Origin of the sequence: Pseudomonas soli (assembly GCF_021283165.2) — a bacterium.
GTDB classification, from domain to species: Bacteria; Pseudomonadota; Gammaproteobacteria; order Pseudomonadales; family Pseudomonadaceae; genus Aquipseudomonas; species Aquipseudomonas soli.
Genome location: NZ_CP128543.1, coordinates 2776539 through 2802911 on the forward strand (window position 1 = coordinate 2776539; position 26373 = coordinate 2802911).

Annotated in this window: 26 protein-coding genes and 1 pseudogene; 15 read left to right on the forward strand and 12 right to left on the reverse strand. The window is 66.3% G+C overall.

Annotated elements, in window-relative coordinates:
* Positions 1 to 71 precede the first annotated feature (71 nt).
* From LU688_RS12950 to LU688_RS12960, 3 genes are all read right to left on the reverse strand, one after another.
* Entirely contained in the window at positions 72 to 1091 is a 1020-nt protein-coding gene (locus LU688_RS12950; RefSeq protein ID WP_038706002.1) for a branched-chain amino acid aminotransferase, read from the reverse strand.
* A 120-nt stretch (positions 1092 to 1211) separates the two neighbouring features.
* Positions 1212 to 1565 (reverse strand): hypothetical protein, encoded by a 354-nt coding sequence (locus LU688_RS12955; RefSeq protein ID WP_160291194.1) that lies wholly within the window; start codon positions 1563 to 1565, stop codon positions 1212 to 1214.
* A complete protein-coding gene (locus tag LU688_RS12960; RefSeq protein ID WP_046855821.1) occupies positions 1562 to 1930 on the reverse strand; it encodes a glyoxalase superfamily protein in 369 nt (122 codons plus the stop codon). The genes LU688_RS12955 and LU688_RS12960 overlap by 4 nt, the downstream gene beginning before the upstream one ends.
* 283 nt (positions 1931 to 2213) lie before the next feature.
* Here LU688_RS12960 and LU688_RS12965 point away from each other — a divergent pair, with 283 nt between their 5' ends.
* From LU688_RS12965 to LU688_RS13020, 12 genes are all read left to right on the forward strand, one after another.
* Positions 2214 to 3047: an urease accessory protein UreD gene (locus LU688_RS12965; RefSeq protein ID WP_160291179.1), complete on the forward strand. Its 834-nt coding sequence runs from the start codon at positions 2214 to 2216 to the stop codon at positions 3045 to 3047.
* 10 nt (positions 3048 to 3057) lie between these two features.
* Complete coding sequence (locus tag LU688_RS12970; RefSeq protein ID WP_038706005.1) at positions 3058 to 3360, forward strand: urease subunit gamma; 303 nt, start codon at positions 3058 to 3060, stop codon at positions 3358 to 3360.
* 10 nt (positions 3361 to 3370) lie between these two features.
* Positions 3371 to 3688 carry an urease subunit beta gene (locus LU688_RS12975; protein ID WP_023632872.1) on the forward strand — a complete coding sequence of 106 codons (318 nt, stop codon included), beginning with the start codon at positions 3371 to 3373 and terminating at the stop codon, positions 3686 to 3688.
* The gene (gene ureC, locus LU688_RS12980) at positions 3685 to 5388 is read left to right on the forward strand and encodes an urease subunit alpha (protein ID WP_160291180.1); all 1704 of its coding nucleotides are present in this window, start codon (positions 3685 to 3687) and stop codon (positions 5386 to 5388) included. Before LU688_RS12975 ends, ureC begins: the two co-directional genes overlap by 4 nt.
* A 10-nt stretch (positions 5389 to 5398) precedes the next feature.
* Entirely contained in the window at positions 5399 to 5884 is a 486-nt protein-coding gene (gene ureE / locus LU688_RS12985; protein ID WP_038706007.1) for an urease accessory protein UreE, read from the forward strand.
* A gap of 19 nt (positions 5885 to 5903) precedes the next feature.
* Positions 5904 to 6449 (forward strand): HupE/UreJ family protein, encoded by a 546-nt coding sequence (locus LU688_RS12990; RefSeq protein ID WP_038706008.1) that lies wholly within the window; start codon positions 5904 to 5906, stop codon positions 6447 to 6449.
* Positions 6449 to 7123, forward strand: a complete 675-nt coding sequence (locus LU688_RS12995; RefSeq protein ID WP_094011209.1) for an urease accessory protein UreF — start codon at positions 6449 to 6451, stop codon at positions 7121 to 7123. The genes LU688_RS12990 and LU688_RS12995 overlap by 1 nt, the downstream gene beginning before the upstream one ends.
* Before the next feature lie 11 nt (positions 7124 to 7134).
* Positions 7135 to 7758, forward strand: coding sequence for an urease accessory protein UreG (ureG, locus tag LU688_RS13000; protein WP_023632538.1), 624 nt, complete (start codon positions 7135 to 7137; stop codon positions 7756 to 7758).
* A 232-nt stretch (positions 7759 to 7990) separates the two neighbouring features.
* A complete protein-coding gene (locus tag LU688_RS13005) occupies positions 7991 to 8227 on the forward strand; it encodes a hypothetical protein (RefSeq protein WP_023632539.1) in 237 nt (78 codons plus the stop codon).
* Between the two features lie 141 nt (positions 8228 to 8368).
* On the forward strand, positions 8369 to 8884 hold the full coding sequence (locus tag LU688_RS13010; protein ID WP_094011210.1) for a sigma-70 family RNA polymerase sigma factor: 516 nt from the start codon (positions 8369 to 8371) through the stop codon (positions 8882 to 8884).
* Entirely contained in the window at positions 8881 to 9828 is a 948-nt protein-coding gene (locus tag LU688_RS13015) for a FecR domain-containing protein (RefSeq protein WP_038706010.1), read from the forward strand. The genes LU688_RS13010 and LU688_RS13015 overlap by 4 nt, the downstream gene beginning before the upstream one ends.
* 65 nt (positions 9829 to 9893) lie before the next feature.
* Positions 9894 to 12278: a TonB-dependent receptor gene (locus LU688_RS13020; RefSeq protein ID WP_160291181.1), complete on the forward strand. Its 2385-nt coding sequence runs from the start codon at positions 9894 to 9896 to the stop codon at positions 12276 to 12278.
* 3 nt (positions 12279 to 12281) lie between these two features.
* Here LU688_RS13020 and LU688_RS13025 read toward each other — a convergent pair whose 3' ends face one another.
* The 7 genes and pseudogenes from LU688_RS13025 to LU688_RS27975 all read right to left on the reverse strand — a co-directional run.
* Positions 12282 to 12893 carry a cell wall hydrolase gene (locus tag LU688_RS13025; protein ID WP_160291182.1) on the reverse strand — a complete coding sequence of 204 codons (612 nt, stop codon included), beginning with the start codon at positions 12891 to 12893 and terminating at the stop codon, positions 12282 to 12284.
* Positions 12894 to 12939: 46 nt separating this feature from the next.
* A complete protein-coding gene (locus LU688_RS13030; RefSeq protein ID WP_094011214.1) occupies positions 12940 to 13857 on the reverse strand; it encodes an AEC family transporter in 918 nt (305 codons plus the stop codon).
* 132 nt (positions 13858 to 13989) lie between these two features.
* Entirely contained in the window at positions 13990 to 14853 is an 864-nt protein-coding gene (locus tag LU688_RS13035; protein WP_094011215.1) for a LysR family transcriptional regulator, read from the reverse strand.
* A gap of 68 nt (positions 14854 to 14921) precedes the next feature.
* Positions 14922 to 15770 (reverse strand): ABC transporter permease, encoded by an 849-nt coding sequence (locus LU688_RS13040; protein ID WP_046855806.1) that lies wholly within the window; start codon positions 15768 to 15770, stop codon positions 14922 to 14924.
* Positions 15767 to 16777, reverse strand: a complete 1011-nt coding sequence (locus LU688_RS13045; protein ID WP_094011216.1) for an ABC transporter substrate-binding protein — start codon at positions 16775 to 16777, stop codon at positions 15767 to 15769. Before LU688_RS13045 ends, LU688_RS13040 begins: the two co-directional genes overlap by 4 nt.
* A gap of 167 nt (positions 16778 to 16944) precedes the next feature.
* Positions 16945 to 17700, reverse strand: a complete 756-nt coding sequence (locus LU688_RS27970; RefSeq protein WP_371041468.1) for a methyl-accepting chemotaxis protein — start codon at positions 17698 to 17700, stop codon at positions 16945 to 16947.
* A gap of 102 nt (positions 17701 to 17802) precedes the next feature.
* A pseudogene (locus LU688_RS27975) lies at positions 17803 to 19092 on the reverse strand (methyl-accepting chemotaxis protein); the annotation flags it as partial.
* A 262-nt stretch (positions 19093 to 19354) separates the two neighbouring features.
* On the opposite strand from LU688_RS27975, the gene LU688_RS13055 reads away from it, so the two are divergent.
* Positions 19355 to 20674 (forward strand): Na+/H+ antiporter family protein, encoded by a 1320-nt coding sequence (locus LU688_RS13055; protein ID WP_094011217.1) that lies wholly within the window; start codon positions 19355 to 19357, stop codon positions 20672 to 20674.
* 108 nt (positions 20675 to 20782) lie between these two features.
* On the opposite strand, the gene LU688_RS13060 is transcribed toward LU688_RS13055, so the two are convergent.
* Positions 20783 to 21784 carry a FecR family protein gene (locus tag LU688_RS13060; RefSeq protein ID WP_094011218.1) on the reverse strand — a complete coding sequence of 334 codons (1002 nt, stop codon included), beginning with the start codon at positions 21782 to 21784 and terminating at the stop codon, positions 20783 to 20785.
* Between the two features lie 352 nt (positions 21785 to 22136).
* Between LU688_RS13060 and ilvA the strand changes: the two genes are divergently transcribed.
* Together ilvA and yiaY are read left to right on the forward strand one after the other, a co-directional pair.
* Positions 22137 to 23699, forward strand: a complete 1563-nt coding sequence (ilvA, locus tag LU688_RS13065) for a threonine ammonia-lyase, biosynthetic (RefSeq protein ID WP_094011219.1) — start codon at positions 22137 to 22139, stop codon at positions 23697 to 23699.
* Positions 23700 to 23781: 82 nt separating this feature from the next.
* Positions 23782 to 24930 (forward strand): L-threonine dehydrogenase, encoded by a 1149-nt coding sequence (gene yiaY, locus LU688_RS13070; RefSeq protein ID WP_104443955.1) that lies wholly within the window; start codon positions 23782 to 23784, stop codon positions 24928 to 24930.
* 227 nt (positions 24931 to 25157) lie between these two features.
* Here the strand turns inward: yiaY and LU688_RS13075 are convergent, their stop codons facing one another.
* On the reverse strand, positions 25158 to 26351 hold the full coding sequence (locus LU688_RS13075; protein ID WP_094011221.1) for a DUF8534 domain-containing protein: 1194 nt from the start codon (positions 26349 to 26351) through the stop codon (positions 25158 to 25160).
* Between the last annotated feature and the right edge of the window lie 22 nt (positions 26352 to 26373).

Genomic DNA, 26373 nt, shown 5'->3' on the forward strand with positions numbered 1-26373 from the left:
TCAGATGGCGCAGCAGTAAAAAGAAAGGGGCGTGCCATTGCTGGCACGCCCCTTCTCATGACGGCACGGGCTTAAACGACCTTGACGATCCAGCCCGCTGGCGCCTCGACATCACCGCTCTGGATGCCGGTCAGCTCGGCATACAGCTTCTGCGTCACGGGGCCGACTTCGGTTTCGCTGTGGAATACGTGCAGCTTGCCGTTGTACTGGATGCCGCCGATTGGCGTGATCACCGCAGCGGTACCGCAGGCACCGGCTTCGACGAAACGGTCGAGCTTGTCGATTTCCACGTCGCCTTCGATGACCTTCAGGCCCAGGCGCGATTCGGCCAGTTCCATCAGCGACAAGCGGGTGATGCCCGGCAGCACCGAGACCGACTTCGGCGTGACGAATTCGTTGTTGGCGGTGATGCCGAAGAAGTTGGCCGAACCGACTTCCTCGATTTTCTTGTGGGTCAGCGGGTCAAGGTAGATGCAATCGGCGAAGCCGGCTTTCTTGGCTTCATAGCCCGGCTGCAGGCTGGCCGCGTAGTTGCCGCCGACCTTGGCCGCGCCGGTGCCCTGCGGGGCGGCACGGTCGAAGTCGGAGATGAGGAATTTGTGCGGGGTCATGCCGCCCTTGAAGTACGAGCCGACCGGGATGGCGAAGACCGAGAAGATGAATTCAGGGGCGGTGCGCACGCCGATGTTGTCGCCGGTGCCGATCACGAATGGGCGCAGGTACAGGGCGCCTTTGCCGTGCGGTGGGACAAACTTCTCGTTGGCCTTGACCACCTGTTTGCAGGCTTCGATGAACTGTTCGGTCGATACCCGTGGCATCAGCAGGCGGTCGCAGCTGCGCTGCATGCGCGCGGCGTTCTGGTCCGGGCGGAACAGGTTGATCGAGCCATCCTTGCAGCGGTAGGCCTTCAGGCCTTCGAAGCACTGCTGGCCATAGTGCAGGGCGGTGGAGCCTTCACTGATGTGCAGCACATTGTCTTCGGTCAGGGTGCCCTTGTCCCACTCGCCGTTACGCCATACGGACAGGTAACGTTTGTCGGTCTTGATGTAGTCGAAACCCAGCTTGTCCCAGTTAATGCTTTCGTTACTCATGACACCCTCATTGCTCTTGCCCGAACACGGCGGGCTGCTTTTATATGCGCACCCCGCCACCTTAATACATCCGGCGCGGATCGGGAACTGTAGGAGATCTGTAGGAGCGGGGCACATGGTTCAACGCAAGCGCCGGTTCCAGTCCCCGCCATGATCGCGCCAACATGCCTCCTCGCTGTCGAAGCGCACATGCCAGGCGACATGGTCCAGTTCGATGCCTGCGTCACGCAGCGCCTGGGCCGTCAGCGCGATCATCCGCGCCTTGTCCGCGCCGGCCAGCGCGCGGGCCTTGTCGGTGTCATCGGTGAACACCCAGATGATGCGCAGGCTGGCGGGGAAGTCGTCGAGGTCCACCTGGTGGGTGAGCCAGGCGAAACCGACGATCTCGCCCTGGGCAGTGGCGCAGGCTTCGGTCAGGCAGGCGACCATCTCCCGCTCCAGGCGCGCCAGGGCGCGCTTGCCGCTGGCCATCAGACGTTGTCGATCTGCTGGCAGAAGCGCAGGCGGTTGCCGAACGGGTCGGCCACCTGCATTTCCAGGCCCCAGTCGACCGCCTCGGCCTGCGGGCGGGCGTAGCCGTAGCGCTTGGCCAGCAGTTCGCGCTCCAGCGCCTTGAGGTCCTCGACCCGGGCAAACACCGCCGAGCCCGGCGTGGCGTCGCCGTGGTGTTCGGACAGGTGCAGGATCAAGCCGTCGCGGTGGATCTGCATGTACAGCGGCAGGTCCGGGGCGAAGCGGTGTTCCCAGTCGAGCTGGAAGCCCAGGAAATCGAGGTAGAACTCCCGGGCCTTGTCGACCGAGAAGATCCGCAGGATCGGAATGGCGGGGGCGAATTGCATGGGGGCGTCCTTGGCTCGAAAAGGGGCAGGGTGGTCACTTTAGCCTACTTCGCCACGCCGGCAGGCACTTGAATCGCGCGTCCGGGCGTAGCCGCTCTGGCCCGCAGCCTTGCGGCATGACTGACGGTCCGAAAGTTTCATCATCGTTCATCTGCGTAGTTGGCCCGCTCCCTGCTATATCCCTCCAGCGAATATTGATCGAGTGGTCAGCCCGGCGCGCCTGCAAGCGCCCCGCGCAGGGCCCTCATCCGGCCGTCAGGCCATGGATTTCAGGGGTTTGAGGATGTCGTCGGCGCAACAGATCGACCCGCTACAGGCAGAGCCAGGCTGGCGCGCCCACCTGCGGTTGCGCTTCGTCCAGCGTGACGGCGTGACCCGGCTTGGTGCGCGCCATCATGTCGGACCTCTTTTGGTGCAGCGGCCTTTCTATCCGGAGGGAGCACCATGCCATGTCTATGTGCTGCACCCTCCAGGGGGCATCGTCGCCGGCGACCGTCTCGAGCTTGACGTCCACCTTGAGCCCGGCAGCCATGCCTTGCTCACCATGCCCGGCGCAAGCAAGTTCTACCGCAGCATCGGCCCAACAGCGCGGCTGGGCCAGCGCTTTCACCTCGCCGCCGGCAGCACCCTGGAATGGCTGCCGCAGGACAGTATCTTTTTCAACGGCGCCCGCGCTGGCCTCGACAGCCGTTTCAGCCTTGAACCCGGCGCGCGCCTGCTGGCCTGGGAGACGCTGTGCCTGGGCCGTCCGGTGATGAACGAGCGCTTCGAGGAGGGCGCGCTGGACAGCCGCCTGCGCATCGAACTGCCCGGCGAGCCGGGCCTGCACGAGCGCCTGCGCATCGAGGGTGGGCTGCTGGACAAGGTCGCCGGGCATCCGTTGCTCGCCACCTTCTGCGCAGTACCCGCCGACCAGACGGTGCTGGAGCGGGCGCGGCAGATCCTCGACGAACTCGAAACCCCAGCCGGCGCGACGCTGCTCGGCCCGCTGCTGGTGATCCGCCTGCTCGACCACGACAACCAACACCTGCAACGCAACCTGCAGCGCCTCTGGCACTTGCTGCGCCCGGCCGTGCTCGGCCTGGCACCGTGCCCGCCGCGCATTTGGGCCACCTGAGAGAGCCGCCATGGAGCTGACCCCGCGAGAGAAAGACAAATTGCTGCTGTTCACCGCCGCCTTGCTGGCCGAGCGACGACTGGCCCGTGGCCTGAAACTGAACTACCCGGAGGCGGTGGCGCTGATCAGCGCCGCAGTGCTCGAAGGCGCCCGCGATGGCCGCACGGTGGCCGAGCTGATGAGCCTGGGTCGCGAGGTGCTGGTGCGCGAGCAGGTGATGGCCGGCGTGCCGGAAATGCTGCACGACGTTCAGGTCGAGGCGACCTTCCCCGACGGCACCAAGCTGGTGACCGTGCATGAACCCATCGTTTGAGGAGGCCGGCATGATTCCCGGAGAAGTCCAGGTCGCCGCAGGCGACATCGAGCTCAATGTCGGTCGCCTGAGCGTCAGCGTCAGCGTGGCCAACCATGGCGATCGCCCGGTACAGGTGGGCTCGCACTACCACTTCTACGAAGTCAACGATGCCCTGGTGTTCGAGCGCGGGCCGACCCGAGGCTTTCGCCTGGACATCCCGGCCGGCACCGCGGTGCGCTTCGAGCCCGGGCAATCACGCACCGTGCAGTTGGTGGCTTATGCCGGCAAGCGCGAGGTGCACGGCTTTCAGGGCAAGGTGATGGGCGTGCTGGAGGAAAGGGCATGAGCCGCATTTCCCGCCAGGCCTACGCTGATATGTTCGGGCCTACCGTTGGTGACCGCGTGCGCCTGGCCGATACCGCGCTGTGGGTGGAGGTCGAGAAGGACTTCACGATCTATGGCGAGGAGGTCAAGTTCGGCGGCGGTAAAGTGATCCGCGACGGCATGGGCCAAGGCCAGATGCTCGCCGCCGAGGCCATGGATCTGGTGCTGACCAACGCGCTGATCATCGATCACTGGGGCATCGTCAAGGCCGATATCGGTGTCAAGCATGGCCGTATCGCCGCCATCGGCAAGGCCGGCAATCCTGATGTGCAGCCCGGCGTCACGGTACCGGTGGGGCCGGGCACCGAGGTCATCGCCGCCGAAGGCAAGATCGTCACCGCTGGCGGCATCGACTCGCATATCCACTTCATCTGCCCGCAGCAGGTGGAGGAGGCGCTGACCAGCGGGGTAACCACTTTCATCGGCGGCGGCACCGGCCCGGCCACCGGCACCAACGCCACCACCTGCACCCCAGGGCCCTGGTACCTGGCGCGCATGCTCCAGGCCGCCGACTGCCTGCCGATCAACATCGGCCTGCTGGGCAAGGGCAATGCCTCGCGGCCCGAAGCCCTGCGCGAGCAGATTGCCGCCGGCGCCGTGGGCCTCAAGTTGCACGAGGACTGGGGCTCGACACCAGCGGCCATCGACTGTTGCCTGGGGGTGGCCGAGGACATGGACATCCAGGTGGCGATCCACACCGATACCCTCAACGAGTCGGGCTGCATCGAGGACACCCTGGCGGCCATCGGCGAGCGCACCATCCATACCTTCCACACCGAAGGGGCGGGCGGTGGCCATGCGCCGGACATCATCCGCGCGGCCGGCCAGGCCAATGTGCTGCCATCCTCGACCAACCCGACGCTGCCCTACACCGTGAATACGGTAGACGAGCACCTCGACATGCTCATGGTCTGCCACCACCTGGACCCGAGCATCGCCGAGGACGTCGCCTTCGCCGAGTCGCGCATCCGTCGCGAGACCATCGCCGCCGAGGACATCCTCCACGACATGGGCGCCTTCGCCATGACCTCGTCCGACTCCCAGGCCATGGGCCGGGTCGGCGAGGTGGTGCTGCGCACCTGGCAGGTTGCGCACCAGATGAAGCTGCGCCGCGGCCCGCTGGCCCCGGACAGCGCCTACAGCGACAACTTTCGGGTCAAGCGCTACATCGCCAAGTACACGATCAACCCGGCGCTGACCCACGGCATCGCCCACGAGGTCGGCTCGGTGGAGGTGGGTAAACTGGCCGACCTGGTGCTGTGGGCACCGGCGTTCTTCGCGGTCAAGCCGGCGCTGGTGGTAAAGGGCGGCATGATCGCCACGGCGCCGATGGGAGATATCAATGGCTCCATTCCAACCCCGCAGCCGGTGCATTACCGGCCGATGTTCGGCGCCCTGGGGGCGGCGCGGCATGCCACGCGCATGACCTTCCTGCCCCAGGCCGCCCTGGACCGAGGCCTGCCCGCAGAGCTGAAACTGCAGAGCCTGATCGGCCTGGCCCACGGTTGCCGGCAGGTGCGCAAGGCCGACATGGTCCACAACACCCTGCAACCGCTGATCGAGGTCGACGCCCAGACCTACCAGGTGCGTGCCGACGGCGAGCTGTTGGTGTGCGAGCCGGCGTACGAGTTGCCGCTGGCACAGCGTTATTTCCTGTTCTGAAGGAGCGAACATGATTGTCCTCACACGCCGGATCACTGCAGCCCAAGCCATCACCGGCAGCGTCACCCTGAATGTCGACAGCCGCATCAAGAGCCGCCTGCGCGTCACCCTCGACGACGGCCGCGAGGCCGGGCTGATGCTCGAACGCGGCCACCTGCTGCGCGGCGGCGAATTGCTGGCCGATGCCGATGGCCAACAGGTCATTCGCGTGCTTGCCGCCCCCGAGGCGGTCTCGACTGTGCGCTGCGCCGATCCTCACCTGCTGGCCCGCGCCGCCTATCACCTGGGCAATCGCCATGTGCCGTTGCAGATCGAGCCGGGTCTGTTGCGCTTCCAGCACGACCATGTGCTCGACGACATGCTGCGTGGCCTGGGGCTGGAAGTGATCGCCGAACAGGCGCCATTCGAGCCCGAGGCCGGTGCCTACCAGAGCGCCCCCCACAGCCATTCCCATGGCCACGATCACCCGTTCGTGCGTCTTCCTGCCCATTCCTGACTTCATCCCGGAGCCCACAATGAAAAAGACTTTCGCCCTGGTTTTGCTGATGGTGGCCTTGCCGGCCTTCGCCCATCCTGGCCACGACAGCAATCCGTTGCAGGATGGCCTGCTGCACCCGCTGACCGGCCTCGATCACTTGCTGATGCTGCTCGGCACGGGTGTGCTGGCCGCCCTGACGGGGCGCAGCCTGACCTTGCCATTGGCGACCCTGGCGGCGATGTTCGGCGGCGCGGTCTGCGGCCATCTGTTCGGCGATGTGGTCGGCATGGAGCAGATGATCCTCGGCTCGCTGCTGGTGGCGGCCGCGGCCATGTTGGTGCCGAGTCGTCAGTTGCTGCTGTCGCTGATCATGCCGGTGTTCGCCCTGTTCCACGGTTGGGCCCATGGCGTGGAAGCCACCCCTAGCGCGTTCTGGCAATTCAGTGCCGGTTTTGTAACGGTCAGCGGCCTGCTACTGGCGGCGGGCTTTGGCGTAGGCTGCCTGCTGCGGCGCCATGCCGCCCTGCAGAAGGCTTTCGGCGGCGGCCTGCTGGCGGGCGCCGCGCTGGTGCTGGCCGGCTGATGCACACTGATCTGGCGCTGCTGCGCTTGCTGCAGTTGGCCAGCCCGGGTTTGCCGGTGGGCGGCTTCACCTACTCGCAAGGCCTGGAGTGGGCCGTGGAAGCCGGTTGGGTGAAGGATGCCAAAGGCTTCGCCGCCTGGCAGCGCGAGCAGTTGCACGACACCCTCGGCCACCTCGACTGGCCATTGCTGGCGCGCCTGTACAAGGCCTGCCAGGCCGAAGATGCCGACGCCTTCGCGCACTGGAGCCAGTTTCTTTTGGCCAACCGCGAGACCGCCGAACTGCGCCTGGAAGAACGGCAGCGCGGCAGCGCCCTGGCGCGTCTGCTCGATGGCTGGCAATTGGGGCAGGAGCCAGCCTGGCGCGCCAGCCTCGAGCTCAGCCAGCTGGGCGGCATGGCCTGGCTCGGGGCGCACTGGTCGATCCCGTTGCGTCAGCTCGCCCTGGGCCATGGCTTCGCCTGGCTCGAGGGTGCGGTGATGGCGGGGGTGAAGCTGGTGCCCTTCGGCCAGCAGGCCGCGCAAACCCTGCTACGCGACTTGGGCGAGGAACTGCCTGCCGTGCTTGATCATGCTCTGGGCCTTGACGACGACCAGCTCGGCGGCGGCCTGCCGCTGCTGGCCATCGCTTCATCGCGCCATGAAACCCAATACACCCGTTTGTTCCGTTCCTGAGGACAGCCACGATGCAAAACTATCAGCAACCCCTGCGTGTCGGCGTCGGCGGCCCGGTCGGTTCCGGCAAGACCGCGCTGCTTGAAGCCCTGTGCAAGGCCATGCGGGATCACTACCAGATCGCCGTGGTGACCAATGACATCTACACCAAGGAAGACCAGCGCATCCTTACCGAAGCCGGGGCCCTGGAGCCTGAGCGCATCGTCGGCGTCGAGACCGGCGGTTGCCCGCACACGGCGATCCGCGAGGACGCCTCGATGAACCTGGCGGCCGTCGAGGCGTTGGCGCGCCAGTTTGGCAACCTCGAGGTGATCTTCGTCGAGAGTGGCGGTGACAATCTGAGCGCCACCTTCAGCCCGGAGCTGGCCGACCTGACCATCTATGTGATCGATGTCGCCGAGGGCGAGAAGATCCCGCGCAAGGGCGGACCGGGCATCACCAAGTCGGACTTCCTGGTGATCAACAAGACCGACCTCGCGCCCTATGTGGGGGCGTCGCTGGAGGTGATGGAACGTGACACCCGGCGCATGCGCCCGGAGCGGCCGTGGACGTTCAGCAACCTGAAGAAAGGCGAGGGGCTGCAGGCAGTGATCGATTTCATTGTCGAGCGCGGGATGCTGGGGGTTGCGCGCTAGCCATGAGACCGAGCGCAGCCCACACCGCGCTGCGTTAACGGTTGCGGCGCTTCACCTGGGTGCCAGTACGTCCTCAAGGACGATTTCCTACGAGTTAATGAAGCGCTTTCACGTGGCGAAGTGACTTCTTCCTAACGCTGCCTGGCAGGAACAGAAGATAGAGTCAACCGGGCTGCAGGAGGAGCGCTTCGCCTGTGCAAATCAAACCGGGAAATCACTGAAAGGACACTGTATGAAAAAGATCGTACTGGTCGCGTCGCTGGCAGCCGCAAGCTTGACCCAGATGGCTTATGGCAGCCAACCGGCGGGCTCTCCAAAGGGCACCCCAGCGCTCATCCAAAGCAGCATGGCGGCAAAAAGCCTGCCGGTTGACGCCCCGTTTATTGGTGACATGGGATCAAGCGCATGCCCGGGCAGGACCGCCCGCACTTCTACCGGCGACTGCCAGCCGCCTGCTGAATTCGATTGATAAAGCGTGGCGCGGACCGCCTTGTGAAATACCCGACCTGCGGTGAATCCAGCCCTATGCCCGGCCAGCGCGATGCTATTGGCCAATGCATTGAGGTCAATTAGAATAAATATCATTTACACCTGCAGCAGCGTGCCATTGATGACTGAGTCCACCGCGGCCCCTGAACCCACGCTAAGCGCTCTTTATCGGGCACATCGCGGTTGGCTGCACGGCTGGCTCCTGCGACGCCTGGGCGACACCTGGACGGCTGCCGACCTGACCCAGGACACCTTCCTGCGCGTGCTGGCCGCTCAGCAGTCCCAGACCCTGGCCAGCCTGCGCGAGCCCAGGGCGTATCTGCTCACCGTAGGCCGTCGGCTATTGGTCAACCACTTTCGACGACGTTCGCTTGAGCATGCCTATCTCGAGGCGCTGCGCCAGTTGCCCGAGGCGCTGGCGCCATCACCTGAGCAGCGCTGGGTGCTCTTAGAGACCCTGCAGGCCCTTGATGAACTGCTGGATGGCTTGCCCCGCCCGGTGCGCCAGGCGTTTATCTGGTCACAGCTGGAGGGCCTGGACTACGCCAGTATCGCCACCCGCCTGCGGGTCAGTGAGCGCACGGTCAAGCGCTACATGGTCAGGGCCTACGAGCATTGCTTGCTGGTGGCGCTGTGAACGCGCGCACCGATGACGCGGCGCGGCGCCTGGCTCGCGAGGCGGCGCAATGGCTGGCCTTGCAGGATGCCGGTGGCTTGAGTGCCGAGCAGCGCGACAGCCTGAGTCGCTGGCGTGAGCGCAGTGCTGCCCATGAGGCGCTGTGGCAGAAGGCCGAGGCGCTGCGCGAGCGCTTCAGCCAGGTGCCGGCACCGTTGGCGGCGACCTGCCTGGACCGCCCCGATCCAGACCGCCGTCGCTTGTTGGGGCAGGCCCTTGCCGTGGGCACCCTGGTGCCACTGGGGTGGTTGGGTTATCGGCAATTGCCGGTCGATAGCTGGCGTGCCGACCTGCGCACCGCCACCGGCGAGCGTCGCGGCCTGACGTTGCCTGATGGCAGCCGCTTGCAGTTGAATACGGCCAGCGCGGTGAACCTCGATTTCAGCCTCGGTCGGCAGCAGGTGCAACTGGTCGCCGGCGAGATCGCCGTGGACAGCGCCGGCTCGCTGCAGGTACAGACCCGGCAGGGCTTGTTGCGCGCAGGGGGGGCGAGCTTCTGCGTGCGCCTGGGCGGGCGGGGTTGCGCCGTTTCGGTCAGCCGTGGCCAGGTCGATCTGCAACCGTTGTCCGGCCCAGGCGCGCGGGTGGATGCCGGACAGCGTGCGCTGCTCGGGGCCAGCGGCATCGGTGCCTTACAGCCATTCGATGCGCAGTTGCCAGGCTGGCAGCAGGGATTGCTGCTGGCCAACAACCAGCGGCTGGGCGAGTTGTTGCGTGAGCTTCGCCGCTATCGCCCTGGTTTGCTGCGTTGGGACCCGGCGTTGGAGCGCCTTGCGGTGACCGGCACCTTCCAGTTGGACGACACCGACCGCATCCTTGCATTGCTGGCCGCGAGCCTGCCGTTGGTGGTGCATTACCGCACTCGTTACTGGGTGTCGCTGACACCGCGCGAAAATACTGCCTGACGGCTGTCCCTTTTTTCCTGCTCACCGGTCATTCAGGGCATCACCCTCCAACAAGAGCATTGCGGATGTCCCTGAACCCTCTGATTCGCCCCTTGTCCACGCCTGTGCTGTTGCTTGCCCTGGGTTTGCCGGGGATGTCCTGGGCCGATGACGCGCCACGGCGCAGCTACCAGATCCCGGCAGGCAGCCTGGCCGCTGCGCTGACTCGCTTTGCCGGCCAGGCCGGGGTCAACCTCTCGGTAGACCCGGCGCTGGTGGCCGGGCACGGCAGCAATGGGCTTGCCGGCGAGTACGCTGTCGAAGAGGGCTTCACGGCATTGCTGCGGGGCTCGGGCCTGCACTTGGTGCCCGCCGGGCAGGGCGGCTACACCCTGATGCGCCAGATAGCGCCGGGTGACGGCGCCCATGAGCTGCCCAGTACCACTATCAATGGCCAGGGCATCGGCTCGGCCAGTGATTCCTACGCGGGCGGCCAGGTGTCGCGGCGCGGCAGCCAGGGCCTGCTGGGCGAGCGAGACTACATGGACACGCCTTTCAACATCACCTCCTACACCAGCGAGCTGTTGCAGAACCAGCAGGCGCGGACCCTGGCCGACGCGGTGGCCAACGACCCGTCCGTACGCACCACCAACCCGTCCGCCGGGCGCTTCGAGCAGTTCTCGGTGCGCGGCTTCAGCCTGTACAACAGTGATGTCGCCTACGGTGGCCTGTATGGGGTGCTGCCCACCTACTCCATCGACATGGAAATGGTCGACCGCGTCGATATCCTCAAAGGGCCCGGTGCCTTGCTGGGCGGGCTGGCACCCAATGGCAGCGTTGGCGGAGGAGTCAACATAGAACCCAAGCGCGCGGGCGAGACGCCGCTGACCGAGTTCACCGCGCTGTATGCCTCGGCCGGTCAGGGGGGAGGGCATGTGGACATCGGCCGGCGTTTCGGCGAAGGGCAGCGTTTCGGCCTGCGTCTGAATGCGGTGCGTCAGGCCGGCGATACAGAATGGGAGCACCAGCGCCTGGAGCGCGAGGCCTCGGTGCTGGGCTTCGATGTGCGCGGCGAGCGCCTGCGCCTGTCGCTGGATGTCGGGCATCAGCAGCGCGATGTCGACGCGCCTATGGAGCGGGTTGGCCTGAATCCTGGGGTCAATGTGCCGCACGCCAAGGCCATCCACCACAACTTCGCCCAACCTTGGAGCTACTCGCGGGCCGAGGACACTTTCGGCGCGGTGCGCGGCGAATACGATGTCAGCGATAACTGGATGGTCCATGGCGCGCTGGGGGCGCGCAAAGGTGACTACGACTTCCTGCGCCACGCGGTGCAGGTCACCAATGATGCCGGGCGCTTCAGCGTCAGCCCTCGGGCATTCCAGCGCGAGGAAAAAGTGATCACCGGTACTGTCGGGGTGCGGGGCTGGTTCGATACCGGCGCGGTCGGCCATACCCTGAACATCAGCCTCAATCGCTTCGACATGACCTTCGACAATAGCGGCGCGCGCTATGCCGCAGGTGTGAGCAATCTGTTCGACCCGGTGGCCCTGGCTGCGCCCGGCACTACGACGGCGCTGGACAACCCGACCCACACCAAGACGCTGCTCTCCAGCCTGGCTCTGGCCGACACCCTGAGCCTGGCCGAAGACCGCGTGCTGCTCACCCTCGGCGCCCGGCTGCAGCGGGTCGAGGTCGACAGTTCCGAGCCTGGCGAGCCCGACCAGCGTTACGACGAACATGCCACCTCGCCGGCCCTGGGGCTGGTGTGGCGCAGCAGCGAGCGGTTGTCGCTGTATCTGAACTACATGGAGGGGCTGACCCAGGGCCAGGTGGCGCCGGAGACGGCGAACAACGCCGGCAAGGTGTTCGCGCCCTATCGCAGCAAGCAGGTGGAGGTGGGCGCCAAGTACGACGCCGGCAGCTTCAGCACCACCCTGAGCCTGTTCCGTATCGACAAGCCGGCCTACTACACCGATGCGCAGAACAACCTGCGGGCCGATGGCGAGCAACGCAACCAAGGGCTGGAACTGAACTTGTTCGGCGAACCCCTGGCCGGCGTGCGCCTGCTCGGCGGGGCGATGCTGCTGGACGCCGAACAGACCCGCACCGCCGACGGGCGCAACGATGGCAACCGGGCCATCGGCGCGCCGATCGTCAACGCCAACCTGGGCGTGGAGTGGGACCTGCCGGCGGTGGCCGGGTTGACGCTCGGCGCCCGGGTGATCCACACCGGCAACCAATACCTGGATGCGGCCAACCAGCAGAAGATCGATGCCTGGCAGCGCTATGACCTGGGCGCGCGCTATGCGCTGAAACTGGGCGGCAAGGCGATCACCTTGCGCGCCAGCGTGGAAAATGTGCTCGACAAGGCGTACTGGGCTTCGGCGAACGTGCCGGAAGGCACCGCCACTGGCCTGACCTTGTCGACGCCACGCACCTGGCTGGTATCGGCGACGGTCGGGTTCTAATGTCTAGCGGGCCAGGGCCTGGTTCGGTTTGTAGAACAGGAAATGCGTGGTCTGGGCCGTCTTGCGATAGGCCTTGGCCCAGTCGGGGTGGACGCTGCGGTCATGGAAATACAGGGCGCCGCCGGTGGGGTCCTTGAGCTGCTGGTTGAGTGCCTTGCGGGCGATTTCCTTGGCCACCGCGTAGCGCTCCGCTTCTTCGACCTGGTCGGGGCGCCCGTCGCACCACCAGGAAAACTGGCAGCTCTTGCTCTCCACCCCCTGCTTGACCACCGCGCAGATGCTGTCGGGAAAGCCTTCGTGGCCGAGGCGATTGAGCACCACGCTGGCCACCGCGCTCATGTCCTCGGCGTCGGCGCCCTTGGCTTCCCAGTAGATGGTGCGGGCCAGGCAGGTGATGCTGTCGTCCATCGGCGCCTGGCCTGCCGGGTCGACGGCCTGGACTTCACCGGGGGTCAGGGTTTCCTGTTTTTTGGGAGGTGGGGCATCCTCGACCACCTTCTCCTCGAGCACCTGCGCCTTGTCTTCGGCAACCGCGGCCTGTTGGTTGTCGGCGGCGAGGAGGGGGCCTGCAAACAGGGTCAGGGACAGACCGAACAGCATCCACGCAAGGCGCATGATCGAGACTCCGCGAGAGGGCTGTCCACAGTCTAGCCGTTCGGGTTCAATTCAGTGTCAGGCTCAGCACCAGGGGCAGGGTCGCGGCGGCGGCGATGGTCTGCAGGGCGATGATGGTGGCCATCAACGGGGCGTTGCCGCCCATCTGCCGGGCCATCACATAGGACGACGAGGCGGTGGGCAGCGCCTGGAACAGCACCGCCACCACCGCGGCCTGGCCACTCAGCCCGAGCAACCGGCACAGGCCCCAGGTGGCCACCGGCATGACCAGGAACTTGAACAGCGACGCGGCCAGCACCGGTCTGAGCTGCTGCCCCAGCCGCGCCCCGCCGAGCGCCGCGCCCACGCACAGCAGGCCCAGCGGCAACGCTGCCTGGCCCAGGGCCTTGACCGTGGGCTCCAGGCCGGCCGGCAGGCCGAGGGCGGTTACCCGCAGCAACAGGCCAGCCGCGCAGCCGATGATCAACGGGTTGGCGAAGATCGCCTTGAGCACCGTGGTCGGTGAGCTGTGGCGTGCGCTGAAGCGGGCGAACACCAGTACGCAGAGCAGGTTGACCAGCGGCACGATGGCTGCGTTGGCCACCGCCGCGAGGGCGATGCCGGCAGTGCCGTAGAGGCCGGAGGCCAGGGTCGCGCCGATATAGTTGTTGAAGCGCACGCCACCCTGGAACACCGAGGTAAAGTCGCCGCCGTCATGGCTGGCGACGCCTTGGTAGAGCACCAGCAGCAGGGCGCCGAGCAGGGTAGAGAGCATCAGCACGCCGACCATGCCCAGTACCGGCACGCCGTCGAGGTTGGCGGTGGCCAGGCCGTGCAGGAACAACGACGGCAGCAGTACGTAATAGCTCAGGCGTTCGGCGCCGGGCCAGAAGGTTTCGGCGAGAAAGCCACGGACCCGCAGCCAGGTGCCCAGGGCGATGAGCAGGATGATCGGGACGAGCGTAGTGAGCAGCAGGTGGAGCATGGCGGGTGGTCCGTGGCCGGGTACGGGCACAGACTAGCGGAGTTGAGTGAGCAGAAAAAACGGTGTTTTCTTGAGTGACCGTTGAGAAAAAATGCATTGTTCATGACAGCTGCGCGGCGCTTTCGCCAGCGTTCATGCCTCGAGTGCGGTCTTCAATACCGCACTCAGGTGTCGCCGCTGGCTCTTTTCATGTTCCAGCAGCACCATGCGCCGGGTCAGTTGCGGTTCACCGAAGGGCAGCACGGTGGCGGCTGGCAGCCGTTCGAGGTCGTCGTCGCTCATGGGGATCACCGCCACCCCGAGCCCCATGGCCGCCATTCGCGCCAGGGCCTCCTGGCTGTCCAGCTCCATCTGCTCGTTGACCTGCAGGCGCTGACGACGCAGTTCCTGTTCGATCTGGCGGCCGGCCCAGGCGCGTTTGTCGAAGCGCAGGAACGGCTGGCTGGCGAGCAGCGCCGACAGGCTCTGGCCCGCCAGATCCGGGCTGGCGATGGCCCAGAAGCGGTCCTCGAACAGCGGCGTGTACTGCAGGCTTTGCGGGTAGGGGCTGACCGGTTCGGTGGTGATTGCCGCGTCCAGCTCGCCATCTTCGACCCGCCGGGCGAGTTCCGCAGACATGCCCGACACCACGCTGACATGCAGCTCGGGGTGGTGAGCCTTGATCCACACCAGAGCCCTGGGCAGGCGCCGGGCGAGCACGGTGTGGATCGCCCCGATACGCAGGCGACCGCGCAGGCTCGGGCCGCTGGCCAGGGTGTCGGCCAGTTCGTCGTAGGCAGCCAGGATGCCTTCGGCGCGGGCCACCGCCAGCTGCCCGGCCTCGGTCAGCATTACCTGGCGGCGGCTGCGGTCGAACAGGGCGACCTGCAATTCGTCTTCCAGGGTCTTGATGTGCAGGCTCACCGCCGAGGGCGTCAGGCTGAGCAGGTCGGCGGCGCGGGCGAAGGTGCCATGGCGGGCGATGGTGACCAGGGTGCGCAGGGCTTTGAGGGACACGCGGGGCTCCGGTTCTTGACGTGGCAGGCTCACCTTGTCGAGGGCGCTACGATACGCGAATGCGCGCCTCAACGCCCGGGGCGTCCGTATGCCTGGCTGATGCGGTCGATCACCATGGCCAGCGCGACGATCGCCAGGCCCGCCTCGACGCCCTGGCCAACGTTCAGGGTCTGGATACCGGCCAGCACGTCCTCGCCCAGCCCGCGGGCGCCGATCATCGAAGCTACCACCACCATCGACAGGGCCATCATCACCGACTGGTTGAGCCCGGCCATGATGCTCGGCAGGGCCAGCGGCAGGGCGATGCGCCGCAGCCGTTGCCAGCGGCTGGCGCCCAGGCCATGGGCGGCCTGCAGCAGCGACGGGTCGATCTGCGCCAGGCCCAGTTCGGTCAGGCGCACCAGCGGCGGCAGGGCGTAGATCAGCGTGGCGAACACCGCCGGCACCTTGCCCAGGCCGAACAGCATCAGCACCGGAATCAGGTAGACGAAGGCCGGCAGGGTCTGCATCACGTCGAGGACCGGCAGGATCAGGCGCCGGGCCAGCGGGCGGGTGGCCAGCAGGATGCCCAGCGGCACCCCGATCAGTACGCACAGGCCGGTGCTGACCAGCACCAGGGCGAGGGTCTGCAGTAGCTTGTCCCACAGCCCGAGCATGCCGATCAGCGCCAGCAGCAGTGGCAGCATCAACGCCCGGGCCAGGCTGCGGCTGGCATGCCAGGCCAGCAGGCCGACCAGCACCAGCAGCAGCCACCAGGGCAGCAGCCGCAGCAGGTTTTCCAGGCCTAGCAGCAGTTGCAGCAACTGGTCGGAGACGGTGCGCAGATGATCGCCATAGTGCAGTACCAACCAGTCGACCAGACGGTTGACCCAGGCGGCGAAAGAGAATTGCAGGGCTTCGGGAAAACCACCGCTCACAGGCCGGCCTCGACCTTGGCGGCGTGTTCGGCGGGCAGCCAGGCCTTCCACACCGCAGGGTTGTCACGCAGGAAGGCGATCGCCGCGTCGCGGGGTTTCTGCCGGGTTTCGCTCATGCGGGCGAGTGCCTTGTTCAGGGTGTCGATGGGCAGGTCGACCTTCTCGAACACGGCGACCAGTTCCGGGTGGGCGTCACGAAACGCCTTGGACACACCGATGGAGAGCTTGGCCGGCAGCGATTGGCTGCCTTTGGGAGCAGGATTGGCGGGATCTGTGAGGGTGGCCCAGGCGGCTGCATCGAACGGAGGTTCTTCGAGGCGTACCAGGTCGTAGCGGCCCATCAGCGGAGTAGGGCTCCAGTAGTAGAACAGCACGGGCTTGCCGAGCTTGATCTTGGCGGCGATCTCGGCGTCGAGCGCCGCGCCGGTGCCGCTGCGGAAGTTGTTGTACAGCCTGTCCAGGCCATAGGCCTTGAGTTTCTGGCTGTTGACGGTCTCGGAAGTCCAGCCGCTGGGGCTGTTGAGGAAGCGGCCCTTGTCGGGCGCCTCGGGGTCTTTGAATACCTGGGGGTAGCGCTTGAGGTCGTCGACGCTGCGCAGGTCCGGCGCTAGCGGTTCGAGGTTGCGTGCCGGGTCGCCCTTGATGACGTAGGCCGGTACCCACCAGCCTTCCTGCGCGTTCTTTACCGTGTCGCCCAGGGCGAACACCTGGCCGGCCTGCTCGGCCTTGACCCAGGCGGGGCTGCGCCCGGCCCATTCCTCGGCGATCACTTGCAGGTCGTTGCGCGCCAGGGCCACTTCCATGCTCACGGTGCTGCCGGGCAGGGTGTCGGTGGGGTAGCCGTAGCCACGTTCGACGATCAGGCGCAGGATCTCGGTGGTCAGTGCACCGCTTTCCCAGCCGATGGCGCCGAAGTGGATGGGTTGCTCGGCCGCAGCGGCGGAGTCGGTGCTGGCCAGGCCGAAGGCAAGGAGCAGGCTGGCCAGCAGGGTAGGAACTTTCTTCATCGGGGCCTCGTCGGTGCCGGTCCGTGGGTTCCGGCAAGAGTGTAGACGACGAGGTTTTTCAGCTATGGGCGATGGGCTGCGGGGTGTGGCGATAGCTTTGTAGTGCCTGTCAAATCGAGCGCCGCCCGCGCGGCGTTCGGTCTGACAGGCACTGCAACTCTAAAGGCTTAAACGCGGAACTGATCCATCAACCCCTGCTGCTGGTTGGCCAGGCTGTTGAGCGATTGGCTGACCCGCGCCGATTCGTTGGCCTGGCCGCTCAGCGACTCGGTCACGTCACGGATGGTGGCGACGTTGCTGTTGATCTCCTCGGCCACCGCGCTCTGTTCCTCGGCGGCGCTGGCGATCTGCAGGTTCATGTCGGTGATCACGGTCACCGCCTGGCCGATGCGCTGCAGCGCGGTAACGGCCTGGCCGACCTGTTCAACACCGCCCTGGGCCTGGCGATGGCTGCTGTCCATGGCGCCCACCACTTCCTGGGTGCCGGCCTGCAGGGCCTCGATCACCTGGCGGGTTTCCTCTACCGACTCCTGGGTGCGGCGCGCCAGGTTGCGCACTTCGTCGGCGACCACGGCGAAACCGCGGCCAGCCTCGCCGGCGCGGGCCGCTTCGATCGCGGCGTTGAGCGCCAACAGGTTGGTCTGCTCGGCGATCGAGCGGATTACCTCGAGCACCGAACCGATCTTCTCGCTGTTGCGTGCCAGGCCCTCGACCTGGGCCATGGCGCCGCTCATGTCGGCGGCCAGGGTGTCGATGCTGGTGGTGGTGCGGTCGATCACCGCCAGGCCTTCGCGGGTGGCCTGGTCGGCTTCACGCGCGGCCTGGGCGGCCTGGGCGGCGCTGCGGGCGACATCCTGGGCGGTGGCGCTCATCTCGTGGGAGGCGGTGGCCACCTGGTCGACCTGGCGGTATTGCTGCTCCATGCCGGCGCTGGTTTCGGCGGCGATGGCCGCGGACTGGTCGGCGGTGCCGCGCGCGGCCTGGACCGAGCGCTTGACCTCGGCGATGGTCGGCTGCAGCTTGTCGAGGAAGCGGTTGAACCAGCCGGCCAGCTCGCCAAGCTCGTCCTGCTTGTCGTATTGCAGGCGGCGGGTCAGGTCGCCCTCGCCGCTGGCGATGTCCTTGAGCATGGCTGCCACGCCAAGAATCGGCCGGGTCACGCCGCGGGCCATCAGCCACACCAGCAGCAGGCCGGTGATGGCGGCGGCCAGGCCCAGGCCCAGTTCGAGCAGGGTGCCGCTGGTGTTGAGGGCGTCGAGTTCAACCTTGAGCGCCTCGGCCGGCCCGGTCAGGGCACTTTCCGGCACGTCCAGCAGCACGCCCCAGGGCTTGCCGCCAGGGATCGGCTCGAACGCAGCCAGCACTTTCAGGCGCTGCTGATCGTGGAGGATCTGCAGTTTGCCTTCGGCGAGCTTGCGCACCAGTTCCGCGCCCTGGGTCCGGTCGACCTGATCGAAGCGCTGGGCCAGCTTGCCGGCATCGGCGCTGTAGCCGGCCAGCAGGCCCACGGGGCTGAGGATGCCGACCGTGGTCTGGCCCTCGTAGAGGCTGCGGCTGGCGGTCTGGCTCAACGCCTGCAGGCTATTGAGGTTGATGTCGATGGACAGGGTGGCGATGACCTTGTCGCCGGCCTTGAGCGGGAAGACGATGCTGGTCATCAGCACGCGCTGGCCGTCGATGTCATAGAAGTACGGCTCGACCACGCACACGGTGCCGGTACTGCGCGGGCACACCCACCAGGTGTTGGCCGGCTGGCCACTGGGGCCGATCTCGGTGTTGGCCATGTCGTGCTCGGGCAGCGCCATCGAGGTCAGCTGGCCGACCCGCGGCTGCGACCAGTACAGGGCGAAGCGCCCGGTCTCGTTGCTGCCCAGTTCGCCCTGGCCGGCGAACAGCTTGTCCTTGCCATCCAGCGCGCCCGGTTCGAACACCAGCGACAGGCCGAGCAGGTCGGGGTTGGCCTGCAGCGCGGCACGCACCTGGGCGGTCATGTCCTGGCGCAGGTCGTAGGCGTCGAGGAAGCGTTTCTCGGCCTGTTCACGCAGGAACAGCACCTGACGGGCGAAACCGGCGCCGTACTGGTAGGCGTCCATGAACTGACGGCGGATGTTCAGGGCCTGGACCTCGCCCTGGGACTCGATGCGCGACTGCGCCGAGTCGGAGAGCATGCGCATGCTGCTGGCTTTGACCAGGTCCGAACTGTGGTCCATGCGGTACAGCGAAAGGCCGACGAGGAGGGTGACGATGGCCGCCAGGCACAGGCCCGCCAGCAGGGTGATCTTCCATTGGATGGAGAGTTGTCGCAGCAAAGGCATGGGGAAAATCCCTTGTAATAGGTTTGATGCTGCCGACTGTGTCGGCGTGCTCGGATTTTTCTTTATTCAAACGTTCAATTAAACCCTGCGACTTTCGTCTATTTCCTACATAGGGCCGCGGCGCAGACGCTTTTGACTTCTGCCGGTCTGTGCTTCAGAGTGTGCGCCCTTCATAACAACATCCCCTGGTCCGGCCACTGCCTGCGCGCAGTCTGTCGCCGGAATACCCGCTTTTTGTCTGTCGTAACGAGGTTTGCACACCATGAATGCAGTGATTGCCGCGGTCGGGCTCATGCTGATCCTGAGCCTGTCCCGCGTGCATGTGGTCATCGCCCTGATCATCGGCGCCCTGGCCGGAGGCCTGGTCGGTGGGCTGGGTATCGAGGGCACGCTCAAGGCCTTCAATGGTGGCCTGGGTGGCGGTGCCACGGTGGCTTTGTCGTATGCGTTGCTCGGCGCCTTCGCGGTGGCCATCGCCAAGTCGGGCCTGGCCCATGCCCTGGCCGATCGGGCGCTGGCGATGATCGATCGCCAGGGCCATGCCGACGGTGGCAAGGTCAAGTGGCTGCTGATCGGCCTGATGCTGGTGGTGGCGGTGTCGTCGCAGAACATCCTGCCGATCCACATCGCCTTCATCCCGTTGCTGGTGCCGCCGCTGCTGTACGTGCTGACCCGTCTGCGCATCGACCGCCGGCTGATCGCCTGCGTGATCACCTTCGGCCTGATCACCCCGTACATGTTCCTGCCGGTCGGTTTCGGCAACATCTTCCTCAACGAGATCCTGCTGGCCAACGTCGCCCGCGCCGGTGTCGACGTGAGCGGGGTCAATGTCACCCACGCCATGGCCATTCCCGCCGCAGGCATGCTCGCCGGCCTGTTGCTGGCGGTGTTCTTCAGCTACCGAAAGAAACGTGACTACGACCTGGCGCGGATCGAGCAGGTCGAGCAAGTCAGCGTGCAGTACAACCCGGTGACCCTGCTGGTGGCCGCGGTGGCGATCGCCGCGGCATTCATCATCCAGCTGTGGCTGGACTCGATGATCATCGGCGCGATGGTCGGCTTCCTGATCTTCTCGCTGTCAGGCATCGTGCGTTGGAAGGACACCGACGACCTGTTCACCGAAGGCATGAAGATGATGGCGATGATCGGCTTCATCATGATCGCCGCCTCCGGCTTCGCCGAAGTGATGAAGGCCACCGGCGAGGTGAAAAGCCTGGTGGAGACCTCGGCGCAGTGGATCGAGCACAGCAAGGGCATTGGTGCCTTGCTGATGCTGCTGGTGGGTCTGTTGGTGACCATGGGCATCGGCTCGTCGTTCTCCACCGTGCCGATCCTGGCGGCGATCTTCGTGCCGCTGTGCGTGCAGCTGGGCTTCGATCCGCTGGCCACCGTATGCATCGTCGGTACTGCCGGTGCCCTGGGTGATGCCGGTTCGCCGGCTTCGGACTCGACCCTGGGGCCGACCTCCGGGCTGAACGTGGATGGCCAGCACCACCATATCTGGGACACCGTGGTGCCGACGTTCCTGCACTACAACCTACCGCTGCTGGCGTTTGGCTGGTTTGCGGCGATGACGCTCTGATTCCGAGGGGCCAGCGTGGGAGCGGGCTAGCCCCGCGATCACCGGCGAAGCCGGTGCCATATGGTGCATCGCTCCCACGCGCCGCTGGGGAGCACAGGCGGCCCCTGGTCAGCCGCGGGTCGGCGCTGGCACGATGCGGTTGAGGACGGTACTGCCGTCCTTGCTGCGGGTCAGGTACACCGGCAGCACCTTGGGCAGCGTGTCGACCAGGCGTTCGACCTCGCGGGTGCTGTAGACGCCACTGATGCGAATGCTCGCGGTGCTGTCGTCGGCCAGCATCAGCGGCTTGTCCAGGTAGCGATTGATCACTGGCAACGCCTGGCCGAGGCTGAGGTTGTCCAGCACCAGCCTGCCACTGCGCCAGGCCAGGCTGTTGGCGTAGTCGTCGCTCTGGTTCAGCTCGGGCTCGAAATCGCCCTTGTGGTAGCTGGCCTGCATGCCCGGGCCAAGGCGATAGCCGCCGGCGTTGCCACCGCTGCTGACCAGCACCGAACCTTCCACCAGCGTCACCTTGACCTGGTCTTCGTATTTCCACACGTTGAACTGGGTCCCGGTGACCCGGGTCTGGCCGTTTGCGGCGTGGACGATGAACGGGTGGCTGCTGTCGTGGGTGACCTTGAAGAACGCCTCGCCCTTGATCAGGGTGACTTGGCGCTCATCCTTGAAGTTGAGGAAGCGCAGCTCGCTGTGGAGATTCAGCTCGACGCTGCTGCCGTCGCTCAGACGCACCTGCCGCAGGTGGTCGCTGGCTTCGAAATGCTGGTAGCTGTTGGGCAGCCAACCCTGTTCCCAGCCGACCCAGCCGGCCAGCGGCAGGGCGAGCAGGGCGACAGCTGCGGCGGAGGCGAACGGGCGCCACTGGCGCGTCGCCACCGGGCGCCGCACGGGCAGCGGGACCACCTGGGCGCTGCGCGGCAGCAGGTCGGCGGTGTCCCAGATCTCCAGCATCGCCTGGTATTCCTCGGCATGCCGCGGGTCGGCCGCCAACCACTGGCCGAACGCCTCGCGCTCGACCGCCGTGCAATCGTCGGCGTGCAGGCGCATGCACCAATGCGCGGCGGCATCGGTGATTGCATCGTCTTCGCTTGGAATGTGGCGGTCGTGGTTCATCGCGGCTCCCGGTTTTGCGGCATTCTACCCCCGGGCGGGGGTTCCGAGAACGAGTTAATGGCGAATGACTATCAATTGTGCAGTTTTTCGTCGTATCTGCGGTTGGATTTCATCTGCGACTGGGCAGGCACTTCGTGAGCATCGACAAGGGCGGTAGCGCCAAGCCTTGACTTTTTCTCGCGCCACACGCTAGTTTCCCAGCCCATGAACCTATTCCCGCAGTACAGCGCCCTCAGCATTATTACCGCCATTATCAGATTGGCGGGCTAGCGCACACATGCACTGAACCCGCCCTGGAGGCGGGTTTCTTCTCTCTGACTCCTGGGCACGACAAAAAAACCAGGAGTCATCGATGACCAGTTTCAGCGCCACCCCTCGCACCCCGGCAACCCCCCGGCAACTGCTGTCCGAGCAAGTGCGCCGGATTCTCTCGGCGCCGGTCTACGACCTGGCCATCGAAACCCCCTTGCAAGCGGCGCCGGCCCTGTCGGCCAGCCTGGGCAACCAGGTCCTGCTCAAGCGCGAAGACCTGCAACCGACGTTCTCCTTCAAGATCCGCGGCGCCTACACCCGTCTGTCACGGCTGACTCCCGAACAGCGCGCCCGCGGCGTGATCACCGCTTCGGCCGGCAACCATGCCCAGGGTGTGGCCCTGGCCGCGTCGCACCTGGGCATCAAGGCCACCATCGTCATGCCGACCACCACCCCTTCGCTCAAGGTCGAAGGCGTGCGCTCACGGGGTGGCCATGTGGTGCTGCACGGCGAGAGCTTCCCGCACGCATTGGCCCATGCCCTGCAACTGGCCGATCGCGACGGCGCCACCTTCGTACCGCCGTTCGACGATCCCGACGTCATCGCCGGCCAGGGTACCGTGGCCATGGAGATCCTGCGCCAGCACCCGGGCCCGTTGCATGCGATCTTCGTCCCCGTCGGCGGCGGTGGCCTGGTCGCCGGGATCGCCGCCTACGTCAAGTACCTGCGCCCGGAGGTCAAGGTGATCGGCGTCGAACCGCAAGACTCCAACTGCCTGCAGGCCGCAATGGCCGCAGGCGAGCGGGTGGTCCTGCCGCAGGTCGGCACCTTTGCCGACGGGGTGGCGGTGGCGCAGGTGGGGGCGCACTGCTTCGAGCTGTGTCGCCACTTCGTCGACGAGGTGGTGACGGTCGGCAGCGATGAACTGTGTGCCGCGATCAAGGACATCTACGACGACACCCGCTCGATCACCGAGCCTTCCGGGGCCCTGGCAGTGGCCGGTATCAAGCGCTACGTGGCCCGCGAAGGGCTGCAAGGGCAGACCCTGGTGGCCATCGACTCGGGCGCTAACGTCAACTTCGACCGCCTGCGCCACGTGGCCGAGCGCGCCGAACTGGGCGAGCAGCGCGAGGCGATCATCGCCGTGACCATCCCCGAGCGTCCCGGCAGTTTCCGCGCGTTCTGCCTGGCCCTGGGCAAGCGCCAGATCACCGAGTTCAACTATCGCTACTACCCTGGCAAGGAGGCGCGCCTGTTCGTCGGCGTGCAGACCCACCCGCAGCAGGATCCGCGGCAACAGTTGCTGGCCAGCCTGGGCGAACAGGGCTACCAGGTGCTCGACCTGACCGACAACGAACTGGCCAAGCTGCATGTGCGCCACACCGTCGGCGGCCACGCGGCACCCGGCGCCGGCGAGCGCGTGCTGCGCTTCGAGTTCCCCGAGCGCCCGGGCGCATTGCTGGGGTTCCTCGAACGCTTGGGCAAGCGCTGGAACATCAGCCTGTTCCACTACCGCAACCACGGCGCGGCACAAGCGCGGGTGTTCGCCGGGCTGGAAGTGCCCGAGGACGAGCTGGCCGGGCTGCCACGGGCACTGGACGAGATGGGGTACCAGTACTGGGACGAGACGGAGAACCCGGCGTATCGGTTGTTCATGGGGTAGGCCGGCTTGCGCTGGATCAATGCCCACCTGTCCATTCCGGCGGATGCTGACAACCTACCGTCAGCCTGAGAGGACCCCGGCCATGAGCAGCACGTTCTTCATCCCCGCCGTAAACATCATGGGCATCGACTGCCTGGAAGAGGCGATGGCGGCGATTGCCGGCTACGGCCTGCGCAAGGCGCTGATCGTCACCGACGTCGGGCTGGCCAAGGCCGGTGTGGCCGAGCGCATAGCCGGCATGCTGGCCATGCGCGACATCGATTCGCGGGTCTTCGACGGCGCCAAGCCCAACCCGAGCATCGCCAACGTCGAGACGGGCCTGGCGATGCTGCGTCGCGAGGGCTGCGACTGCGTGATCTCCCTGGGCGGTGGCTCGCCCCACGACTGCGCCAAGGGCATCGCGCTGTGCGCCACCAACGGCGGGCATATCAGCGACTACGAGGGCGTTGACCGCTCGAGCAAGCCGCAGCTGCCGCTGATCGCGATCAACACCACGGCGGGCACCGCCAGCGAGATGACTCGCTTCTGCATCATCACCGACGAGGCGCGCCACGTGAAAATGGCCATCGTCGACCGCAACGTCACGCCGATCCTGTCGGTGAACGATCCGGCGCTGATGGTCGGCATGCCCAAGGGGCTCACCGCGGCCACGGGCATGGATGCCTTGACCCACGCCATCGAGGCCTATGTGTCCACCGCCGCCACGCCGATCACCGATGCCTGCGCGCTGAAGGCCATCAGTCTGGTCAGTGCCAACCTGCGCCAGGCGGTTGCCGACGGCGGTGACCTGGTGGCGCGGGAGAACATGGCCTACGCCCAGTTCCTCGCGGGCATGGCGTTCAACAATGCCTCGCTGGGCTATGTACATGCCATGGCCCACCAGCTGGGTGGCTTCTACGACTTGCCCCATGGCGTGTGCAACGCGGTGCTGCTGCCCCATGTGCAGCGCTTCAATGCCAAGGTCAGCGCCGCGCGCCTGCGTGATGTGGCCAAGGCCATGGGGGTGAAGGTCTGCGCGCTGGACGCCGAGCAGGGGGCCGGCGCTGCGATTTCGGCCATCGAGCACCTGGCGGCGGCCATCGGCATCCCGGCCGGGCTGGCGGAACTGGGGGCCAAGGTCGAGGATGTACCGGTGCTGGCGGCCAATGCGTTGAAGGATGCCTGCGGGCTGACCAATCCACGGGTGGCCAGCCAGGTGGAGATCGAAACGATCTTCAAGGCGGCGTTCTAGGGTCTGTACGAAATGTGTCTGCGCGAAGGCCAGACAAGGCGAAACGGGGGAGGAACGGCCGGGGTCGCGCCCGACTGTACTGGAGTACATGAGCATTCCGAGCCCCGTTTCAATGCAGTATGGGCGAGTGCAGATGCATTTCGCACAGAGCCTGGCCTGGTCGAGTCATCGCGGGGCAGGCCCGCTCCCACAAGGGCCGCGAGGGCTGGCTCTTGTGAGACTTCCCTTCAGCGTTCGCGCATGAAGAACCCGGCCACATACTTGCGGAAGGTGTCCAGGCTCTTGAAGTCGGCATAGCGCTTGAAATTCTCGGCATCCGGCTCGGGCCCGATCGGCTGCTCCAGCAGCGACACCGACAGTACCCGGTCCTGGTCCGACGTCAGCACCAGTTCATCCATCACCTGGCCGCCGATCACCGGGCGGCGCATCAGCACCTTGACGCCCTTGCCGGCCATCCAGTCGATCAGCGACACCAGCGCCTTGAGCGGCTCGCGTTCTTCATCGCGGTACACCGGGAACAGATGCCCGCGCGATAGCACCGGCACGCTGGCGACGTGGATCAATTCGTAGAAATGGCTGCCGGCGGTGGCCGGAGAGTACAGCGCAAGGGCCAGCAGTGGCCCGCTGGCGCGGTTACCGCCCCAGTACTGGTGGTGGCCCTGGAAGTCGAAGCCATCCTCGCTGCGGTTGTTGAACAACTTGCGCCCCTTGACTTGGTCCACGCAGTCGAGCAGCAGGCCGTGCCGACGGTGGTTGCCGAACACCGTGGCCTCGCGCAGGCGCGCCTTGAGCATCATCATGTGCTTCATGTCCAGGCGGGTTTCCAGGTAGTTGCTGGCGGGCACCCGCTCCAGCAGCGGGTAGCGGCTGGCGACAGTGCGCAGGTCGGCGAACTGCGCGGTGAGGTCCTTTTTTAGGTGGGTGGCGTAGACGTTCAGGCCGCTGGCCTCGATCCAGGTCAGCAGCAGCGACAGCAGGCGCTGCTGTTCGCGGCGCTCGCCGGGCTCGCGCGGCGTTGCGGGTGCCTCGCCGTCACTGGCGCGGCGATAGTCGCCGAGCAGGCGCAGTGGCGCATCCGGCGCCAGCCAGGCGGCCGGGGCGGCGTTTTCATCGGCGCGTTCGCCGGCCTCACGCTCATCCTTGCTGAACGGGCAGCCTGGGGTGTGCTCGGGAGTTTCGGGGTTGTTGCGCAGGAACAGGGTGCCGGTGCTGCCGTTCAACGAGACGTTGAGCACCGGCAGGGCATCCTTGCGGCAGTCGCAGGCCAGCCATTGGTTGGCGCTGCGTATCTTCATCAGCCATTGGTTAGCCTGCAACAGGCGCGGGCCGGTGAGGGTGCCACGGGCAAAGTCCACCAGCAGTTCGTCCTCTGCCGGGGTCAGGCTGCGCACCAGGGCGCCGGATTTTTCGATGATTCGCATTGAGGGGCAGCTCCAAGCTACA

Bases quoted from the DNA above. Each gene is read 5' to 3' on its own strand.
- yiaY (WP_104443955.1), top strand. From the start codon at position 23,782: ATGAGCAGCACGTTCTTCATCCCCGCCGTAAACATCATGGGCATCGAC.
- LU688_RS13030 (WP_094011214.1), bottom strand. From the start codon at position 13,857: ATGCTCCACCTGCTGCTCACTACGCTCGTCCCGATCATCCTGCTCATC.
- LU688_RS12960 (WP_046855821.1), bottom strand. From the start codon at position 1,930: ATGCAATTCGCCCCCGCCATTCCGATCCTGCGGATCTTCTCGGTCGAC.
- ureE (WP_038706007.1), top strand. From the start codon at position 5,399: ATGATTGTCCTCACACGCCGGATCACTGCAGCCCAAGCCATCACCGGC.
- LU688_RS12975 (WP_023632872.1), top strand. From the start codon at position 3,371: ATGATTCCCGGAGAAGTCCAGGTCGCCGCAGGCGACATCGAGCTCAAT.
- LU688_RS27970 (WP_371041468.1), bottom strand. From the start codon at position 17,700: ATGGAGCAGCAATACCGCCAGGTCGACCAGGTGGCCACCGCCTCCCAC.
- LU688_RS13055 (WP_094011217.1), top strand. From the start codon at position 19,355: ATGAATGCAGTGATTGCCGCGGTCGGGCTCATGCTGATCCTGAGCCTG.
- LU688_RS13010 (WP_094011210.1), top strand. From the start codon at position 8,369: ATGACTGAGTCCACCGCGGCCCCTGAACCCACGCTAAGCGCTCTTTAT.
- LU688_RS13020 (WP_160291181.1), top strand. From the start codon at position 9,894: ATGTCCCTGAACCCTCTGATTCGCCCCTTGTCCACGCCTGTGCTGTTG.
- LU688_RS12965 (WP_160291179.1), top strand. From the start codon at position 2,214: ATGTCGTCGGCGCAACAGATCGACCCGCTACAGGCAGAGCCAGGCTGG.
- LU688_RS12950 (WP_038706002.1), bottom strand. From the start codon at position 1,091: ATGAGTAACGAAAGCATTAACTGGGACAAGCTGGGTTTCGACTACATC.
- LU688_RS13060 (WP_094011218.1), bottom strand. From the start codon at position 21,784: ATGAACCACGACCGCCACATTCCAAGCGAAGACGATGCAATCACCGAT.
- LU688_RS12990 (WP_038706008.1), top strand. From the start codon at position 5,904: ATGAAAAAGACTTTCGCCCTGGTTTTGCTGATGGTGGCCTTGCCGGCC.
- LU688_RS13075 (WP_094011221.1), bottom strand. From the start codon at position 26,351: ATGCGAATCATCGAAAAATCCGGCGCCCTGGTGCGCAGCCTGACCCCG.
- ilvA (WP_094011219.1), top strand. From the start codon at position 22,137: ATGACCAGTTTCAGCGCCACCCCTCGCACCCCGGCAACCCCCCGGCAA.
- LU688_RS13025 (WP_160291182.1), bottom strand. From the start codon at position 12,893: ATGCGCCTTGCGTGGATGCTGTTCGGTCTGTCCCTGACCCTGTTTGCA.
- LU688_RS13045 (WP_094011216.1), bottom strand. From the start codon at position 16,777: ATGAAGAAAGTTCCTACCCTGCTGGCCAGCCTGCTCCTTGCCTTCGGC.
- ureG (WP_023632538.1), top strand. From the start codon at position 7,135: ATGCAAAACTATCAGCAACCCCTGCGTGTCGGCGTCGGCGGCCCGGTC.
- LU688_RS13005 (WP_023632539.1), top strand. From the start codon at position 7,991: ATGAAAAAGATCGTACTGGTCGCGTCGCTGGCAGCCGCAAGCTTGACC.
- LU688_RS12970 (WP_038706005.1), top strand. From the start codon at position 3,058: ATGGAGCTGACCCCGCGAGAGAAAGACAAATTGCTGCTGTTCACCGCC.
- ureC (WP_160291180.1), top strand. From the start codon at position 3,685: ATGAGCCGCATTTCCCGCCAGGCCTACGCTGATATGTTCGGGCCTACC.
- LU688_RS12995 (WP_094011209.1), top strand. From the start codon at position 6,449: ATGCACACTGATCTGGCGCTGCTGCGCTTGCTGCAGTTGGCCAGCCCG.